Annotated in this window: 17 protein-coding genes; 11 read left to right on the top strand and 6 right to left on the bottom strand. The window is 71.5% G+C overall.

Going from position 1 to position 18086, the window contains the following annotated elements; translation table 11 throughout:
- The first annotated feature begins 129 nt into the window (after window positions 1-129).
- Window positions 130-894, top strand: coding sequence for a S1 family peptidase (locus tag ACIBLA_RS27310; protein WP_363246222.1), 765 nt, complete (start codon window positions 130-132; stop codon window positions 892-894).
- Window positions 895-1092: 198 nt separating this feature from the next.
- Window positions 1093-3513, top strand: coding sequence for a penicillin acylase family protein (locus tag ACIBLA_RS27305; RefSeq protein ID WP_363246223.1), 2421 nt, complete (start codon window positions 1093-1095; stop codon window positions 3511-3513).
- A gap of 7 nt (window positions 3514-3520) precedes the next feature.
- Here the strand turns inward: ACIBLA_RS27305 and gudD are convergent, their stop codons facing one another.
- The 4 genes from gudD to ACIBLA_RS27285 form a co-directional block, all read right to left on the bottom strand.
- On the bottom strand, window positions 3521-4882 hold the full coding sequence (gene gudD / locus ACIBLA_RS27300) for a glucarate dehydratase (protein WP_399200163.1): 1362 nt from the start codon (window positions 4880-4882) through the stop codon (window positions 3521-3523).
- Window positions 4883-5003: 121 nt separating this feature from the next.
- A complete protein-coding gene (locus tag ACIBLA_RS27295; RefSeq protein WP_363246225.1) occupies window positions 5004-5879 on the bottom strand; it encodes a LysR substrate-binding domain-containing protein in 876 nt (291 codons plus the stop codon).
- 87 nt (window positions 5880-5966) lie between these two features.
- Entirely contained in the window at window positions 5967-6572 is a 606-nt protein-coding gene (locus tag ACIBLA_RS27290; protein ID WP_399200162.1) for a TetR/AcrR family transcriptional regulator, read from the bottom strand.
- Between the two features lie 160 nt (window positions 6573-6732).
- Window positions 6733-7326 carry a putative glycolipid-binding domain-containing protein gene (locus tag ACIBLA_RS27285; RefSeq protein ID WP_399200161.1) on the bottom strand — a complete coding sequence of 198 codons (594 nt, stop codon included), beginning with the start codon at window positions 7324-7326 and terminating at the stop codon, window positions 6733-6735.
- On the opposite strand from ACIBLA_RS27285, the gene ACIBLA_RS27280 reads away from it, so the two are divergent.
- From ACIBLA_RS27280 to ACIBLA_RS27270, 3 genes are all read left to right on the top strand, one after another.
- Window positions 7319-7633 (top strand): hypothetical protein, encoded by a 315-nt coding sequence (locus ACIBLA_RS27280; RefSeq protein WP_363246228.1) that lies wholly within the window; start codon window positions 7319-7321, stop codon window positions 7631-7633. The genes ACIBLA_RS27285 and ACIBLA_RS27280 overlap by 8 nt on opposite strands.
- A 60-nt stretch (window positions 7634-7693) precedes the next feature.
- A complete protein-coding gene (locus ACIBLA_RS27275; protein ID WP_399200160.1) occupies window positions 7694-8188 on the top strand; it encodes a GNAT family N-acetyltransferase in 495 nt (164 codons plus the stop codon).
- 101 nt (window positions 8189-8289) lie between these two features.
- Window positions 8290-9078: an SAM-dependent methyltransferase gene (locus ACIBLA_RS27270; RefSeq protein WP_363246230.1), complete on the top strand. Its 789-nt coding sequence runs from the start codon at window positions 8290-8292 to the stop codon at window positions 9076-9078.
- Here the strand turns inward: ACIBLA_RS27270 and ACIBLA_RS27265 are convergent.
- On the bottom strand, window positions 9071-10309 hold the full coding sequence (locus ACIBLA_RS27265) for an MFS transporter (RefSeq protein ID WP_399200159.1): 1239 nt from the start codon (window positions 10307-10309) through the stop codon (window positions 9071-9073). The two genes, ACIBLA_RS27270 and ACIBLA_RS27265, sit on opposite strands and share 8 nt — an antisense overlap.
- Before the next feature lie 194 nt (window positions 10310-10503).
- On the opposite strand from ACIBLA_RS27265, the gene ACIBLA_RS27260 reads away from it, so the two are divergent.
- Complete coding sequence (locus ACIBLA_RS27260; RefSeq protein WP_399200158.1) at window positions 10504-12024, top strand: hypothetical protein; 1521 nt, start codon at window positions 10504-10506, stop codon at window positions 12022-12024.
- Window positions 12025-12072: 48 nt separating this feature from the next.
- Here ACIBLA_RS27260 and ACIBLA_RS27255 read toward each other — a convergent pair whose 3' ends face one another.
- Complete coding sequence (locus ACIBLA_RS27255) at window positions 12073-13446, bottom strand: cryptochrome/photolyase family protein (RefSeq protein ID WP_399200157.1); 1374 nt, start codon at window positions 13444-13446, stop codon at window positions 12073-12075.
- Between the two features lie 274 nt (window positions 13447-13720).
- Between ACIBLA_RS27255 and ACIBLA_RS27250 the strand changes: the two genes are divergently transcribed.
- From ACIBLA_RS27250 to ACIBLA_RS27230, 5 genes are read left to right on the top strand one after another with little or no spacing between them, the layout of a single operon-like run.
- Window positions 13721-13984, top strand: a complete 264-nt coding sequence (locus ACIBLA_RS27250) for a hypothetical protein (protein WP_399200156.1) — start codon at window positions 13721-13723, stop codon at window positions 13982-13984.
- Entirely contained in the window at window positions 13981-15516 is a 1536-nt protein-coding gene (locus ACIBLA_RS27245; protein ID WP_399200155.1) for a phytoene desaturase, read from the top strand. The genes ACIBLA_RS27250 and ACIBLA_RS27245 overlap by 4 nt, the downstream gene beginning before the upstream one ends.
- On the top strand, window positions 15513-16469 hold the full coding sequence (locus ACIBLA_RS27240) for a phytoene/squalene synthase family protein (RefSeq protein ID WP_363246236.1): 957 nt from the start codon (window positions 15513-15515) through the stop codon (window positions 16467-16469). The genes ACIBLA_RS27245 and ACIBLA_RS27240 overlap by 4 nt, the downstream gene beginning before the upstream one ends.
- On the top strand, window positions 16466-17506 hold the full coding sequence (locus ACIBLA_RS27235; RefSeq protein ID WP_399200154.1) for a DUF5914 domain-containing protein: 1041 nt from the start codon (window positions 16466-16468) through the stop codon (window positions 17504-17506). Before ACIBLA_RS27240 ends, ACIBLA_RS27235 begins: the two co-directional genes overlap by 4 nt.
- Window positions 17507-17519: 13 nt before the next feature.
- Window positions 17520-18068 (top strand): dihydrofolate reductase family protein, encoded by a 549-nt coding sequence (locus tag ACIBLA_RS27230; protein ID WP_399200153.1) that lies wholly within the window; start codon window positions 17520-17522, stop codon window positions 18066-18068.
- Window positions 18069-18086 lie beyond the last annotated feature (18 nt).

Here is an 18086-nt window from a genome sequence, read left to right as displayed (position 1 = left end):
ACCGCTGCCACACCACGATCCGGGCGGCCGATCCCGGCCGAATGGCGTCTTTCCGCCTGACACTTCCCTCCCCGCGCCCCCACAATGGCAGGCGCATGCCATGCCATGACCGGGAAACGGGGAGGGAACATGAATCCGTACCGCACCGAGAGACCGTTCCGCCGAGCGATCCGCACCGCCGCGTCGGCCGTCGCCGCGCTGACCCTGCTGCTCGGCTGGTTCACCGCCACCGGATCGGCGGCGTACGCGCAGGAGTCCGGCGCACCGTCCGCCACCGCCACCGCCACCGCCACCGCCACCGCCGGCAAGGCGGTCGAGGTACGCGGCGGCAACGTCATCTACAGCAACATCGGAACCCGCTGCACCGTCGGCTTCAACGCCCACAGCGGCATCACCCAGTACGGCCTGGTGTCGGGCCGCTGCGCACAGGGCGCCACCACCTGGTACGCGGACGCGGCCCTGAACGTCTTCGTCGGCACCACCGCCGGATCGAGCTTCCCGGTCAACGACTACGCGCTCATCCGCTACACCACCGGCACGGCGGTGGTCTTCCCCGGCGAGGTCGCCCTCGGCGGCGGCGCGGTACGGGACATCACCGGCGCCGCCAATCCCACGGTCGGTCAGTCCGTCTGCCATGTCGGCCAGGCGGGCGGGGTCCGCTGCGGCACTGTCACCGCCGTGAACCTCACGATCAGCTACCCCGAAGGCGTCGTGAGCGGACTGTTCAGGTCCAACATCTGCTCCGAGCCCGGCGACGCGGGCGGCCCCGCGTTCTCCGGCAGCACCGCGCTGGGCATCATCGTCGCCGCGACCGGAAACTGCTCGGTGGGCGGCGCCACCTACTACCAGCCCGTGGTGGAGTGGCTGTCGGTCTACGGCCTGACCATCTACTAGGGGTGGCGGAAAGCCCTGATACCGCGAACCCCCGGTCCGGTGGGCCCGCGAATAGGGGGACGTTACGGGTGTGAGGGTGCTCGGGAGGCCGGTTAGCTTGTCCGGCATGAGGGGAATCGACCTCAACTCCCCAGGGGAATACCGGCGATGCCCTTCCGTGTCGCCGGTCGTTCTCCGCACTCACCTCCGAGGAGCGCCATGTCTCCATCCCCTTCGCGCCGGGTCCTGCTCGGCACCGGTCTGGCCGGTGCCGCCGCCGCACTGACCGGCGCTCTCCCGGCCGGTGCGGCGGCTGCTCCATCGCCGGGCGCGCCGTGGAAGGAGGACGAGGGGCAGACGTACTCCGTCCCCGGACTGAAGCGGCCGGTCCGAGTGACGGTGGACATCTGGGGGGTGCCGCACCTGTTCGCCGAGAACGTCGGCGATCTGTTCCAGGCCCAGGGATTCAACATCGCCCGTGAACGGCTCTTCCAGATCGACACCTGGCGGCGGCGCGGTCTCGGCCGTTTCAGCGAGGTGCTCGGCGCGTCCTACGTCGAACAGGACAGGGCCGCGCGGCTGTTCCTCTACCGCGGTGACATGGCGGCGGAATGGGCGAGTTACGGGCCCGAGGCCCGCGAGGCGGCGACGCGTTTCGCCGCCGGGATCAACGCCTACATCGACTGGCTCGGCGACCACCCGGACGCCCTGCCGGCCGAGTTCCAGCAGCTGGGCTACCGGCCCGCGCACTGGAAGCCGGAGGACGTGGTGCGGATCCGTACCCACGGAATCGGCAACAACCTCGGCTCGGAGGTCGCCCGCGCCCGGCTCATGCACGCGGGCGGCGAGGAAGCGAGCGCGTACTTCCGCAAGCTCGAACCCCGGCACACGGCCCAGGTTCCGGACGGGCTCGATCTGAGCCTCATCCCCGCCGACGTCACACGGGTCTACAGCCTCGCCACCACGCCCATGGTGTTCGCGAACGGCACGGTGCGCAGGCTGTCGCAGGAGCTGAACGTCCTGCGTGAGACCGCGACGGGCAGCAACGCGTGGGCGGTGTCCCCGACGCGGACGGCGACCGGCCGGCCGATCCTGGCGGGCGACCCGCACCGGGAGGACTACACGCTGCCCGCCAACCGGTACATCGCCCATCTCAGCGCCCCCGGACTGAACATCATCGGCGCCGGTGAACCCTGGAATCCGGGCATCAGCATGGGGCACAACGGCCATGTGGCGTTCGGTCTCACCAATCTCCCCGCCGACCAGGCGGATCTCTACGTCTACGAGCTCGATCCGAACGACCACGGCAGATACCGCTACCGCGATCGCTGGGAGAAGCTGACCACCGCCACCGAAGAGATTCCGGTGGCCGGCGGTGAACCCCGCCAGGTCCAGCTGTCGTTCACCAGACACGGTCCGGTCGTCAAGATCGACGAAACGAACCACAAGGCGTACGCGGTGCGCACCGTCTGGACGGAACCGGGCACGTCGCCGTATCTCGGCAGCCTCAACTTCCAACGGGCCAAGAACTCACGGGAGTTCGTCGAGGCGATGAGCGCGTGGAAGACCCCCGGCTCGAATCTGGTCTACGCCGACACCCAGGGCGACATCGGCTGGGTTCCCGGAGCGATCGTGCCGAGACGCCGGGGCAGAGGGTACGACGGTCTGCTCCCCGTGCCCGGTGACGGGCGCTTCGAATGGGACGGGTTCTACGACAACACGGAGTTGCCCAGCTCGCGCAACCCGCGAGCGGGCTTCTTCGCGTCGGCCAACGAGTACAACTTCCCTCCCGGCTACCCGACTCCCACCTACGAGTGGCAGCCGGCCTACCGCAAGGACCGGATCGACGAGGTCCTCTCCCAGCAGCGGCGTACCTCCATCGCCGACACCCTGGCACTGCAGAACGACGAGAGGTCGGGTGTCGCGCGGCAGTTCCTGCCGTATCTCGCGAAGCTGAGTTCCGCCGACCCGACGACGGCCAAAGCGCTGCGGCTGCTGTCCGGTTACTCCGGTGTCACCAGCAAGGACTCGGCTCCCGCCGCGCTGTTCGAGACCTGGATCATGCGGTTCCTCTATCCCGCGTGGGCCCAGCTCCTGCTGCCGAAGCCGGCGGCCGACCAACTTGTGGGCATCAGCATCGACCTCGATCTGCGCGTCATGAACGACTCGTTCCTCCGTCCCGACGACTGGTTCGGCCCGGACGGCGCGCGCAAGCGGGACGAACTGCTGCTGGCCACGCTGCCGAAGGCGTACGCGGACGTCTCCTCGAAACTCGGCGCCGACGACAGCACCTGGCGGTGGGGCGCGATGCACATCCATATGTTCGTCCACCCGCTCGGTGGTCCGAACGTGGGTCCCACCGAGCGCGGCGGCACCTTCGCCACCGTCCGCTCCTCGTACTTCTACTACCTGGCCCACCCGTACTCCGAAGTGCTCGGCCCGACCTTCAAGATGGCACTCGACGTCGGCGCGTGGGACAACTCGCGCGCCATCAACGCACCGGGCCAGTCGGGCGATCAGCGCAGCCCGCACTACAGCGATCTCCACGAGGAGTGGAGCGCGGGGGAGTACTTCCCGCTGCTGTACAGCGAGAAGGCGATCGAGCTGAACGGCGGGACGAGGATGCTGCTGCGACCCTAGAGCGGCTTCATGAGCGGTCGCCGGCACGTACGAGCGCAGGGCGCTTGTTGTCGAACTGCCAGTCCGGCACCAGATACCGCATCGCCGTCGCGTCGTCGCGCGCCCCGAGCCCGAGGCTCCGGTACAGCTCGTGCGCCGCCTCCACCCGCTCCATGTCGAGGTCGACCCCCAGCCCCGGCCGGTCCGGCACGTCCAGCATGCCGTCCTTGATCTCGAACGGCCGGGCGGTGAGGCGCTGGCCGTCCTGCCAGATCCAGTGCGTGTCGATGGCCGTGATGTCACCGGGAGCTGCCGCCGCGACATGCGTGAACATCGCCAGCGACACATCGAAGTGGTTGTTGGAGTGCGACCCCCAGGTGAGCCCCCACGCCTCACACAGCTGAGCCACCCGCACCGAACCGTTCATCGTCCAGAAGTGCGGGTCGGCCAGCGGGATGTCCACCGCGTCGGCGCGTACGGCGTGCCCGAGCTGCCGCCAGTCGGTGGCGATCATGTTCGTCGCCGTACGCAGCCCCGTCGCCCGGCGGAATTCGGCCATGGTCTCGCGGCCCGAGTAGCCGCCCTCGGCGCCGCACGGATCCTCCGCGTACGCCAGGACGCCACGCAGCTCGCGGCCCAGGGCCACGGCCTCCGCCAGTGACCAGGCGCCGTTCGGGTCCAGAGTGATCCGCGCGTCCGGAAAACGCTCCGCCAGCGCCCGTACGGCGTCCGCCTCCTCCGACCCCGGCAGCACACCGCCCTTGAGCTTGAAGTCCCGGAATCCGTACCGCCGTCGGGCCGCCTCGGCCAGCCTGACCACCGCCTCCGGCGTCAGCGCCTCCTCGTTGCGCAGCCGCAGCCAGTCGTCGTCGGCGCCGGTCTCCGAGCGGTACGCCAGGTCGGTGCGCGCCCGGTCCCCCACATAGAAGAGATAGCCGAGAACCGGTACCCGGTCGCGCTGCCGCCCCTCGCCGAGCAGCGCGCTCAGCGGCACCCCGAGATGCTGTCCGAGCAGGTCAAGCAGCGCGGACTCAAGCGCGGTGACCGCGTGCACCGTCACCCGCAGATCGAAGGTCTGGGTGCCGCGCCCCGCCGAGTCCCGGTCGCCGAACCGCCCACGTACCGCGCGCAGTACGGCGTGGTGGTCACCGACGGACCGTCCCACGACCAGGTCCCGCGCCTCCTCCAGCGTCGCCCGGATACTCTCGCCGCCGGGTACCTCGCCGACACCCGTACGTCCTTCGGAGTCGGTCAGGACGACCAGGTTGCGGGTGAAGTGGGGAGCGTGCGCGCCGCTGAGATTCAGCAGCATGCTGTCCTCGCCGGCGACGGGTATGACACGGACGGAGACGACCGACGGCGGGCGTGCACCGGGTGCGGGGGTGCTCATGGGAGTCCTTCCGGGATCGGCGCGCGAATACGGCTCTCGCTACCGAGGAAGTTAGGACGCCGTTCCCATACGGGTCAAACACTTGTTTCGTATGCTGCGATACCGAAATTGGATCGCACGCTCACACGTGCCGGAGCAGGGCGTGCAGAGCCGGGTTGTCGTTGTTGGTGCGCCAGGTGAGCGACAGCTCCACCGGTGCCGGGGCGGCCAGGGCGACGTCCCGGAAGACGACGCCCGCGTAGCGCAGCTGGGTCGCGGCCTCCGGAACCAGCGCGATGCCCCAACCGCCGTTCACCAGGGCCAGGATGCTGTGCACCTGGCTCAGATACTGGGTGAAGGTGGGCGCGATCCCCGCCGCGCGGAAGACGCTGATCAGCAGTTCGTGGAAGTAGCGGGACTCACTGGTCGAGTACATCAGCACGTCCTGGCGGTCGAACGCGGCGATGTCGAGCGCGCCTTCGCCCCGCGCCAGCGGATGGCCGGCGGGCAGCGCGGCCACGAGCGGTTCCGTGGCGGCCGGCCGGGAACTCAAGTCCGGGCTGCTCACCGGCGGCCGTACCAGCCCCAGGTCCAGACTGGACTCGGTCAGCGCGTCGAGCTGGTCGCCGGTGACCATCTCGCGCAGCACGATCTCCACCCCCGGCATGACCGCGCGGGCGGTGTCGAGGAGCCTGCCGAGCATGGAGTACGCGCTGGCGGCGGTGAACCCGATGGCGATACCGCCCGCCTCACCGGCGGACACCTGGCGTACGGCGAGCGTGGCCTGTTCCGTCTGGCGCAGGATCCGGCGGGCCTCGTGCAGGAACGCGCGCCCTGCGGGCGTCAGCCGTACGGAACGGTTGGTGCGGTCGAAGAGCTGGACGCGCAGCGTCGACTCAAGGAGCTGGATCTGGCGGCTGAGGGGCGGCTGGGTCATCCGAAGGCGCTCGGCGGCCCGCCCGAAGTGCAGTTCTTCGGCGACGGCGACGAAGTTGGTCAGCTGAGCGAGGGTGAACAACGATGCTCTCCCGGTATCGGTTGACGCGATTCTAGCGCTGGACGGGAATCGAACCATGGTCCGGGCGGGCCCGAACGGTCCACGCGGTCAGCCCCGTGCCCCGCCCAGCAGGATCTCCGCGCCCCGCCGTGCCTCGTTGGCCGGCTCCGCGCTGTGCCGCAGCTGCGCGGCGACCACCGCGCCCTCCACCAACAGGTAGACGGCGTCCGCCACGGCGGCCGGGTACCCGGCGTCGCGCACCGTCCCGGTCAGCAACTCCCGGAAACCGTCCTTGTGATGGTGCACCTCCGCTGCGACGGCGGCGTTCGTGGGCCCCAGTTCGCCATAGGCGTTCATCCACGCGCAGCCCCGGAAGTCCGGCTCGCTGAACCATCCGTGCAGCCAGTCGAACAGCGCGAACACCCGCTGCTCCGGCCCGTCCGCGCGGGCGACATGGCCCCTGATCGCACCCATCATCCGCTCGTGCCGCCGTTGCAGGAACGCGCAGACCACGTCGTCCTTGGAGGCGTACAGCTGGTAGATGCGCTTCAGCGGGACGCCGGAGGCCGTACGGAGCCGGTCCATGCCGACGGCCTGGATGCCGCGCGCGTAGAACGCCTGCTCGGCGGCGTCGAGCAACCGCACCCGGATCTCATGGGCGGGATCTTCCGCTGCGGGGACGGGGGAGGGGGCGGGGACGGGGGCGGTTGGCACGAAACCTCACTGGGGCAGGGCGCGTTGACGCGGAGAACGATCGTTTTCTAGATTATCAGCGAGTCGGAGAATGGCCGTTCTCAGGAGATGTCCCATGGCCGTCCGGCGATCGTCGAGTTCCTGATCCGGTGACGGTGGCGCCGGTGACGTAACGGCCGCGCTATGCCGCGCGGGTGGCGATCCCCGGGTACGAGAGCACCAGACCGGCCTCGTCGTAGACCAGCCGGCAGCGGAAGTCGAAGACCTCGGCCGAGTAGTCGTAGGCCTGCCGTGACCCCTCGTCGGCGACGCGCCGGTAGTTCTGCTCCAGCCGCTCGACGGAGAGGTCGAGCGCGCGTACGTACGCGGCCGGAGCGGCCGACGACCCCCCGACGGCCAGCCGGAAACGGTGCACGGGAAGGGTGTTGGTCATCGCGGAGGACTCCAGATCGACATCGAGACACCCGTCGAGGTGCGGCGCCGGTGCCCCGTCCACCCGCCAGCGCCCGGCGCCGTCGGCCTGGAGCACGGTCGAGCGTGTCCCGGCCTCCGACCGCCCGGTGACGACGGCCCGGCGCGTCAGCCAGTCGGCGTCCAGGGTGATGTCGTAGTCCACCGTCCAGGTCAGGCCGTCCTCGACGGCCGTCGTGCACCCGACGATGTGCTGCCCGTGCGGCTCGTCGCCCGACGGCCGGAAGTAGACGACCTCGAAGCCCTGGCGCGCGTGCTCATGCGTCCATGCGGCGGTCGCCGGAGGCGGTACGAAGGTGCTCATCCCCGCACGATTTCACGACCCGGCCACCCCTGTGGCCGAGGGTCGCGGCCTTCCGGACGACGCGTCGGACGGACTGCGAGGCGATTTCGCCGCGTACGGCGGTCCTGGAGACGTCTACGGGACCACGTGGCTGACGTGGGCCGAGCTGGCCGCCGTCGACTGGGAGGAGACGGACGCGTCCGGCGCACGGAGCCGCGCCTCGGCCGCCGGGGGCGACAGCGACTGGGGTCGGGTCTGGAGCGTCATGGGCATACTCGGCGAAGTGCACGGAGCGGAGAACGTGCGCCTCGTCGTCTGGTTCCACTGACTCAACGCGACGGCTGAGCACCCTACTTGGCCGGACGGGCCGTGCTGAAAGAATGTCCGCATGATCGTGAGACTCGCGCGGGAGCGGGATCTGTCCGGCTTTCTCGGCCTCGCGGCCCAGGTGGAGCACTGGTTCGGGCCGATGGTCGATGACCCCGGCTTCAGGGGTGCGGTGGCCGAGCACATCCGTGGCTCCAAGGGCCTCGTCGCCGTCGGCCCGGACGCCGGTCCGGATCCGACCCCGCAGCCGCAACCGCCGTTGCTCGGTGGGCTTTTGTTCGGGGCGGACGCCCCGGTCTTCCACGTCCACTGGCTCGTTGTCTCGGAGCGGGCGCGCGGCCGGGGTGTCGGGGCCGCGCTGATGGCCGACGCGATGAAGAGGTTCGTCACCGGTCCCGGCACAGTCGAGGTGGTCACCTTCGGCGCCGACCATCCGGGCGCCGTCGTCAGCGGCGCCCGTGTCTTCTACGAGCGGCTGGGCTTCACCCCCGCCGAGGTGACCGTTCCCGGGCCGGAGGGCGGCTCACGGCAGATCTACCGACGGACGGTCGGCTGACAGCGAGCGACCCGAACAGGCCGCCATGGCAAGGTAGTTGACGTTGCAACTGACGAGGGCCGGGTCATCGGCCGGGTGCTCGCGGTGACATAATCCGGCGCATGACGTCAGGCACCCCCAAGCCCCAGATCGACACCAGCAAGCCCCACCCCGCCCGGATGTACGACTACTACCTGGGCGGCAAGGACAACTACCCGGTCGACCGGGAGCTGGCGGAGCAGCTGGCCACGGGGGCGCAGCGCGGCGCGCAGATCAACCGGGAGTTCATGCACCGTGCTGTGGCCTGGGCGGCGAGGAGCGGTGTCGACCAGTTCCTCGACATCGGCACCGGCATACCCACCGAGCCCAACCTGCACCAGATCGTGCAGCGCATCGTCCCGGCCGCGCGGATCGTGTACGCGGACAACGACCCGATCGTGCTCCGGCACGCCGAGGCCCTGCTGGTGAGCACACCCGAGGGGGCCACCGACTACGTCGAGACCGACGTACGCGAACCGCGTGACGTGCTTGAACACGCCCGCCGTTTCCTGGACTTCGGCCGGCCCGTGGCGCTCTCCCTCGTCGCGGTGCTGCACTTCCTCGGGGACGACGACGACCCGTACGGCGTCACCCGCACCCTCGTCGACGCCCTGCCGCCGGGCAGCCTCCTGATCATCTCGCACGGCACGGCGGACTTCCTGGACCCCGAACAGGCGAAGAAGATCACCGGCACCTACCGGTCCGGCGGTATCACCCTGCGGCCCCGCACGCGGGCCGAGGTCGAGCGGTTCTTCGACGGGCTCGACCTGGTGGAGCCCGGTCTCGTCCGGGCCCCCGAGTGGTACAAGGGCACGCCCGCGCCGGCGAACGAGGAGAGCGGCTTCTACGTCGGAGCCGCCCGCGTCAGCTGAACGGCGGCTCCCCGGCCCCGGCCCCAACCCCGTTCGCGTTCCGCCGTACCCGCAGTTCGCGGAGCTCGTACAGCCCCACAGCCGCCGCCAGCACCGCCACACACCCGGTGAAGATCATGCCCACCACCCGCAGCTCCAGCAGCAGCGTCAGCGCGCCGATCCCGATCACCGGCAGTGAGATGCCGACGTACGCGACGACGAAGAACGTGGAGATCGTGCCGCCGCGCGACTCCGGCGGCGCCGCCGCGCCGATCGCGGTGACGGCCGCGCGGAACGCCAGCCCCTGGCCCAGCCCGCCGCAGACCACACCGACCACCAGCAGCGGCAGCGACTCCACGAACAGGGAGACCCCCACCAGTACGAGTCCCACCACCAGCACCAGGCTGCCGCCCGGCAGAGCCCTGGCCGCGCCCACCCGGCCCATCATCGACTGCCCGACGGTGGAGGCCAGGAAGACCGAGAACACGACGGCGCCCGACACGGCCAGATTTCTCTCGCCCAGGGTCGTCGCGATGAACGTCGGCGACACCGCCGTGCAGAGCCCCAGCAGCGCGAAGCCCGCGAAAGCGGCCAGCGCCGCCGGCGCGAAGACCCCACGCACCTCCGGCGGCACCTTCAGCCCCTGCGGACTCAGCTTCGGCCGCCGGGTCCGGTGTTCGACCGTCTCCCGCAGGAACCACGTCACCACCACGCCCACGGCCACCAGCCCCAGTGCCGCGACGAACGGCAACCGCAGCGGTGACGGCGCGTACTGAGCCAGCAGCCCCGCGATCAGCGGGCCGCAGCCGAGACCTCCCATGTTCGCCGCCGTGGCGGCCAGCCCCGCACGAGCCTCACGGCCCGGCGGCGCCAGCTCCATCACGGTGGCGGTGGCCGAGCCGCTGAACAGCCCGGCGGCGAAACCCGACAGGAGGCGTCCGGCGAACAGCAGAGGCAGCCCGCCCTCGGTGAGGAAGCAGACCGCGCTGGCGGCGGAGAGCCCCAGCCCGATGAACAGGACAGGCCTGCGGCCCACCTGGTCGGAGAAGTTGCCGGCCAGCAGCAGCACGGCGATGACCCCGAACGCGTAGACGGCGAACACCACCGTCACCATGAACTCGGAGAAGCCCAGCTCCTCGCGGTAGAGCCCGTACAGCGGCGTGGGCAGCGTCGTCCCCATCATGCCGATCGCGAAGACGACCGCGGCGCCGAGATATCCGGCGGACAGCCGTCGTGTGGTGCGCTGCGGCATGGGCACTGCGTCCTCACCGTACGAAAGGGGACATCGCTGTCCATATCCTCAGGGTGGTGACGGGCCCTGTCCAACGAGGGGTCACATCTCCTGCCACCCATTGAGTGATTCATATGCTTTAGATGCGATTTCTTAATATTCGGCGCATGGCGTGTCCGTCGGCCCGGTAGGCCCCGGACAGGCAGCGTTGGGCCATGACACAGACCAAGGCCGTCGCGAGCGGCCTGCGAGAGACGAGCCGTCCGGCCCGCCGGGACTGGACGGCCGACGGCGGTCTCCTGTGGCTGGCGGTCGTCGCGAGCGTGTACACCCTCGTTCAACTCGTCTTCCTCGTCGCGGGATCCGGGCTCGGCTGGGACGAGACGGTGTACACGAGCCAAGTCAGCCGCGCCGCCTCCGACACCGCGTTCTTCAGCGCCCCCCGCGCACGGGGCATCACCTTCCTCATCGCCCCGGTGACCTCACTCACCTCCTCCGTCGACGTGCTCCGCGTCTACTTGGCGCTGCTCTCAGGCGCGGGCCTCTTCCTCGCCCTGTGGGTGTGGCGGCGCCTGCTTCCCGCCTCCGTACTCGCCCTGGCCGGGGCCCTGTTCGCCGGACTGTGGATCACCGTCTTCTACGGGCCGCAGGTCATGCCGAACCTCTGGGTCGCCCTCGGCTGCCTCTGCGCCGTCGGCTTCTTCGTCCGGGCCGCGCGCGACCGGACCGACCGTACGGCCCTCATCGGCCTCGGTGTCGCGGTCGCCTTCGTCGCGCTGATGCGTCCCACCGACGCCTTCTGGCTGAGCGCGCCGCTCGCACTCGTCGCAATGGCCGTCGGACGGTGGCGGCGGTGGGCCCTGCTGACGGCGATCGCCGCGGGCGGGGCCATCGGCTGCGCGGAGTGGGTCATCGAGGCGTACGTCAGTTACGGCGGCCTCTTCACCCGGCTGGCGCGGGCCAGCGAGATCCAGGGACATCTCGGCTGGCACCTCGTCTTCGCCGACCACATGCGCGCGCTCGACGGGCGCCTCCTCTGCCGGCCCTGCTCCGTCCAGTGGCGGCGCCCGGCCACCGCGATCTGGTGGTTCGCCCTGCCGCTGCTCACCCTCGGCGGAGTGCTCCTCGCGGCGCGGCTGCGGCGGCTGCCGCTCGTCCTGGTACCGACGCTGGTCGGTCTGTCGATGGCCGTGCAGTACCTGCTGCTGATCGGATACGCCGCGCCGCGCTTCCTGCTTCCCGTGTACGCGCTGTTCGCGCTGCCCACCGCCCTGTTCCTGACCTGGATCGTCCGGACCGCCCGACCGCGCCCGCTGGTCGCGGCCCTGCTCGCGGCGGCGGCGGTCGCGCATCTGTGGGTCCAGGGTTCGGTCGTCGCCGACCGGGCGGAACGCAGTCGCGCCGACCGCGTGAAGATGGACGCGGTGGCGGCCGAGTTGGCGCGGCAGGGCGTACGGCCGCCGTGCGTGGTCAGCGGCACGGAGGCGATCAGGGTCGCGTTCCGGGCCGGCTGCGCGTCACGGCAGACCGGTGGCCACGACGGGAGCATCACCCCCGAAGGACTCGTGGCCCACGCGCGAGAGCGGCCGGTCGCGTTCGTGGTGGCGGGCCAGGCCGGGCCACCGGCGTACGCGCGCGGCTGGCGCGTCGAGCGGATCCCGAACCTGCCGGGCCTGCGCAACTGCCGGGTGTATCTGTCACCGTCGGCCCATCAGGCCCCGACGCACACGCGTTAGCGCGCCCGGGTCCCGGTGCCCGCTGGACGCCCGGCCGGACAGGCGCCCTCAACTCCTCCCGCGGGCCCGCTGGAAGCGGTCGCGGCCCTCGGCCAGGTCCAGGAGCGGGCCCGGGTAGTCGTACCGGGCGCGTTCGCGCGCCGGGAGTCTCCGCGGCTCGTGGACGGCCGCGCCCGCCAGCCCGCTCAACTCCGGGACCCAGCGGCGTACGTAGCGGCCATCGGGGTCGTACCTCTTGCCCTGGGTCACCGGGTTCAGCACCCGGTTGGGGCGCGAGTCCGTGCCGGTCCCGGCCATCCACTGCCAGTTGAGCTGGTTGTTGGCGATGTCGCCGTCCACCAGCAACTCCAGGAAGTGACGCGCGCCCACGCGCCAGTCCACGTACAGCGTCTTCGTGAGGAAGCTCGCCGTCAGCAGCCGCCCCCGGTTGTGCATCCACCCTTCGTGGCGCAGCTGGCGCATGGCGGCGTCCACGACGGGGTAGCCCGTGCGGCCCGCCTTCCACGCCTCGATCTCCTCACCGGCGGACTCCTCCGACCGCCAACGGTCGTGCTTGGTGCGGTAGTCGGCCCACGACGCGTCCGGCCGCGCGGCCAGCACCTGGTGATGGAAGTCCCGCCAGCACAGCTGCCGTACGAACGCCTCGGCGCCCGCGCCTCCCGCGCGGCGCGCCCGCAGGACCAGTTCCGTGGGGGAGACGGTGCCGAAGTGCAGATGCGGCGAGAGCCGTGAGGTGAGGTCACCGGCCAGGTCGTCGTGGCCGTCCTCGTACCCCGTGAGGCCGGTCCGCTTCCAGGCGGCGAAGCGCTTGCGGCCCGCCGTCTCACCGCCCTCGGCGAGGCCTGCCGAGACGCCCGGCGTGTCGGCGCGCGCGGGTACGCGCTCGGAGCCGACCTCGGCCGGCACCCGTACCGCCCTCGGCGCCGCGAGGACGTCGCGCGGTCGCTCGTGCGACCAGCGGCGGAAGTACGGGGTGAAGACCGCGAAGTGGTCCGACCCGGCCGGGGTCACAGCACCCGGCGGGAGCGCGGTGAGTGTGCCGTCCTGGACGTGCAGCCGACGGCCGTCGGACTCCAGCGCGCGGCGCAGCCGTTCCTCGCGCCGCTGGGCGTAGCGGCTGACCCCACCGGCCACCCGCACCTCACCGGCCCCGGCCTCGGCGGCGACCTTACGGGTCTCCTCCGCCACGTCACCGGTGCGTACGACGAGCCGGCCGCCGCGCCTGCGGAGCCCCGCGTCGAGATCGGTCAGACAGTCGGCGAGGAACGCCCGGCGGTTGGGCGTGTCGAACCCGGCCGACACGATGGCCTCGTCGACGACGAACAACGGCACCACCCGACCGCCCCCGGCGAGGGCGGCGCACAGGGTGGGGTTGTCGTGCAGGCGCAGGTCGCTGGTGAACAGGACGACCGAGACGGTCATGGATGCCTTTCGCCTTCCGACCGAACGCACCGACATGTGATCAGCCGCTACCGCGGCGGGTGTGAGCCCCGCCCTCCAGGCGGACGACGTTACTTTGCGGACCCCGGGACCCCGGGACCCTGGGCGCCCTCCGATCGGCCGGGGGACGCCCCTCACGGGGTATCACCCGAAGAGGCGCACCACTGACGCGGCTGTCCGACGTGCGGCCGACGACCGTGGTGGACTGGGGCGCGCCACCAGAGCCGCGCCGTCCGACGCGAGGAGAGGAAACGCGATGCGTTGCAGCGGGCCAGGGGCAAGCGCCTCGGAAGGACGTCGGAGCGCGGCGCGGTCGGACGACCTCACGGGGGATGTCGTCGACCAGGACGTGACGGCGGCCGTCGAGCGTCAACTCGCCGACGTACCGGGCGGGAGGGGCCGGGACCCCGTGGAGACAGACCTCGCCTTCGTGCGCGGCATCGGGACCGGGCCGGTCCTCGACGGGCTCGCCGCGCCCGTGGCTCCGGTCCGCGCCGCCGGCCGGGACAGTGGCCGATGAAGACACTCGACGGACCGACCGACCACGTCGTCGTGGTGGGCGCCGGGCTCGCCGGGCTCTCCGCCGCCCTGCATCTCCTCGGCGCCGGACGCGCCGTCACCGTCGTGGAGCGGGGCACCCGGCCCGGCGGCCGGGCCGGGCGTGTCGAGCGTGGTGGCTACCGGATCGACACCGGACCCACCGTCCTCACCATGCCCGACCTTGTCGAGGAAGCGTTCGCCGCCGTCGGCGACACCCTCGCCGACCGGCTCGACCTCATCCCCCTGCACCCCGCCTACCGGGCGAGGTTCGCCGACGGCAGCGCACTCGACGTCCACACCGGCGCCGACGCGATGGCCGCCGAGGTCGAACTCTTCGCGGGAGCCCGCGAGGCATACGGCTACCGGCGGCTGCGCCACTGGCTGGAGAGGCTGTACGCGGTCCAGAGGCGCCGCTTCATCGACGCCAATTTCGATTCGCCGCTGGGACTCCTCCACCCCGACCTCGTACGCCTCGCGGCACTCGGCGGCTTCGGCCGGCTGGACGCCCGTATCGGGTCGTTCATCTCGGACGAGCGGCTGCGCCGGGTCTTCTCCTTCCAGGCCCTGTACGCCGGGATCCCGCCCGCCAAGGCCCTGGCCGCGTACGCCGTCATCGCCTACATGGACACCGTCGCCGGGGTCTTCTTCCCGCGCGGCGGTATGCACGCCCTGCCCCGAGCGATGGCGGACGCGGCGGCGGACGCGGGCGCCGACTTCCGTTACGGACACGACGTCAGCCGGCTGGAGCGCTCGCGGGGCGGGGCCGGTGACCGGATCACGGCCGTCATCGCCGGCCGGGGCACGGACCGGGTACGCATCCCCTGCGACGCGGTCGTCCTCACCCCCGACCTCCCCGTCACCTATCGTCTGCTCGGCCGGCTGCCGCACCGCCCGGTCCCGCTGCGGTTCTCCCCGTCCGCGGTGATCCTGCACGCGGGCACCGACCGTACCTGGCCGGAACTCGGCCACCACACCATCTCGTTCGGACACGCCTGGAAGGGCACCTTCCGCGAACTGACCCGCACCGGGAGCCTCATGAGCGACCCCTCCCTGCTCATCACCCGCCCCACCGCCACCGACCCCTCCCTCGCCCCGCCAGGCCGCCAACTCCACTACATCCTGGCGCCCTGCCCCAACACCCGTGTCGGACCGGGCGTTCAGGAGTGGACGGACCTCGGCCCCCGCTACCGCGACAGCCTCCTCACCGAACTGGAACGCCGCGGGCTGGCCGGGCTCGGCGCCGCCATCGAGGAGGAGTGCCTGGTCACTCCCGCCGACTGGGCCGCCGAAGGGCACGCGGCGGGCACCCCGTTCTCCGCCGCCCACACGTTCGCGCAGACCGGCCCCTTCCGCCCGCGCAACCTGGTGCGCGGCACCGCGAACGCCGTGCTCGCAGGCTGCGGCACCACCCCCGGAGTCGGCGTCCCCACGGTCCTGATCTCCGGCAAACTCGCCGCCGCCCGCGTCACGGGCGCCCGGAGGCCCTGCGTACCGAAAGGACGGCGCGCATGAGCGACCGCGAACTCGACGCCGCCGGTGTCGCCGACCCCTCCCTGCGCGCCGCCTACGCCCGGTGCCGCCGGCTCAACGCCCAACACGGCAAGACCTATTTCCTCGCCACGCGCCTCCTGCCCGTCGAACGGCGCCCCGCCGTCCATGCCCTCTACGGCTTCGCCCGCTGGGCCGACGACATCGTCGACGACCTCGAATCACCTGCCACCGCCACCGAGCGCGCCGACCAACTGGGCGCACTCCAACAGCGGTTGACGGACGGACTGCGCTCCGGCCGCAGCCGCGAGCCGGTGGTCAGGGCGCTCGCCCACACCGCGACGGTGTACGGCATCGACCACCGCCTGTTCACCGACTTCATGACCGCCATGCGCAGCGACCTCGGGGTCACGGACTACGCCACCTACGACGACCTGTGCGGCTACATGCACGGCTCGGCCGCCGTGATCGGCCTCCAGATGCTGCCGGTGCTCGGCACCGTCGTCCCACGCGACGAGGCCGCCCCGCACGCCGCCGCGCTCGGTGTCGCCTTCCAACTGACCAACTTCGTCAGGGACGTCGGCGAAGACCTCGACCGGGGCCGGGTATATCTGCCGGCCGATCTGCTCACCGCCCACGGGGCCGACCGCGAACTGCTGGAGTGGAGCCGTACCACCGGCGTCCGGGACCGGCGGATCACCGCCGCGCTGAAGGCCGCCGTCGCCCTGACCCGCGGCGTCTACCGACGGGCGGCGCCCGGCCTCGGCATGCTCGACCCGGTGTCCCGCCCCTGCATCCGTGCCGCGTTCGTCCTGTACGGCGGGATTCTCGACGCCGTCGCCGCCGACGGGTACGACGTGCTCCACCGCCGCGCCGTCGTACCGCGCCGGCGGCGGGCCGCCATTGCCGTCGACGGGCTGGTACGTGTGGCGGCGGCCCGGACCAGAGCCGCCGCGGTGCGAGGGGAAGTGGCATGAGCGCTCACCACAACGGCCGGCGCGGACGGTATCCGCTGAGGCTGCGCCGAGGGGCCGTCACATGGGAGCGCCAGAAGCCCAGTTGGCGCGAGGCCCGGCCGGGCCTCATCGCGGCGGCGTTGAAGCGGGCGCTCGCCCGGCCGTCGGGCAATTGGTACGTGATCGGCGCCGCCCGCGACGTACGGCCCGGCCGCCCCCTCGGACGAACCGTCGCGGGCGTCGAGCTGGTCGTGTGGCGCGACGAGTCGGGGAAACTGGTGGCCGGCCCCGGCGCCTGCCCCCACCTCGGCGCGCCCCTCAAGGACGGCCGGGTGCACTGCGGCACGCTCATCTGCCACTGGCACGGACTCGCCCTGAACGGCGGGCCGTTCGCGGGCTGGGAGCCCTTCCCGGCCCACGACGACGGGGTGTTGGCCTGGGTCCGGCTCGACCGGGCGGGCGGCGAAAGGCCGTTGGACCGGCCGGTCGTCCCGCCCCGCCCCCAGCCCGCCGAGTCGGTCGCCGCCGTCTACACCGGCTTCGGGGTGTGCGAGCCCGAGGACGTGGTGGCCAACCGCCTCGACCCCTGGCACGGCGCCTGGCTGCACCCGTACTCCTTCGTGGACCTCACGGTCCTCTCCACTCCGGAGGAGGGCGGCCCCGCCATGGGTGACGGCTTCGCCGTGGACGTCTCCTTCAAGGTGGCCGGGCGGGTGGTGGTGCCGGTGCGCGCCGTCTTCACGGCGCCCGAGCCGCGAACGGTCGTCATGCGGATCACGGAGGGGGAGGGCGAGGGCTCCGTCGTGGAGACCCACGCCACCCCGCTCGGCCACGACGACCGGGGCCGGCCACGAACCGCCGTCGTGGAGGCGGTCGTCGCCGCCTCGGACCGGCCGGGCTTCGCCGCCGCCCGCGCCGCCGCTCCCGCACTGCGCCCACTGATGCGCGCGGTCGCGGGCCGCCTGTGGCGCGACGACCTCGCGTACGCGGAACGCCGCCGGCACCTGCGCGACATGGGGCGCTTTCCCGGCGAGAGCGGCGCTTCCGCGACGTGGTGACTATGCTTGCGCGATGGCTGCTCTTCGCTATTCCATCAACGTCACCCTGGACGGGTGCTGCGATCATCGCGAGATCGCCGCCGACGAGGAATTGCACCGTCACGCGGTCGAGAACCTTGTCCGGGCCGACGCTCTCCTCTTCGGCCGGGTGACCTACGAAATGATGGAGACCGCGTGGCGGCTCTCGACGCGGACGGGGGAGTGGCCCGACTGGACGGAACCCTTCGCCCGGACGATCGACGCGGCGAAGAAGTACGTCGTGTCGAGCACCCTCGACCAGGTCGATTGGAACGCGGAGCTGGTGCGCGGGGATCTGGAGAAGGCCGTTCAGCAGCTCAAGCGGGAGTCCGGCAAGGGAATCTTCGTGGGAGGCGTGCAGCTCCCTCTCGCGTTGGCGGAGCTGGGGTTGATCGATGAGTACGAGTTCGTGGTGCAGCCCAGGCTGGTGGGCCATGGGCCGACGTTGTTCGCGGGGCTGTCGGAGCGTGTCGACCTGGTTCTCGTGAGCCGTCTGGAGTTCGCGTCGGGGGCGGTGGCGATGCGGTACGAACCCAGAAGGTAGCCATCAGGCTCGGGAGGG

Source organism: Streptomyces sp. NPDC050433, from assembly GCF_044458565.1.
In the GTDB taxonomy this organism is placed as follows: domain Bacteria; phylum Actinomycetota; class Actinomycetes; order Streptomycetales; family Streptomycetaceae; genus Streptomyces.
The sequence above is the reverse complement of the archived record's forward strand: the minus strand, read 5'-3'. Positions and strand labels throughout refer to the sequence as shown.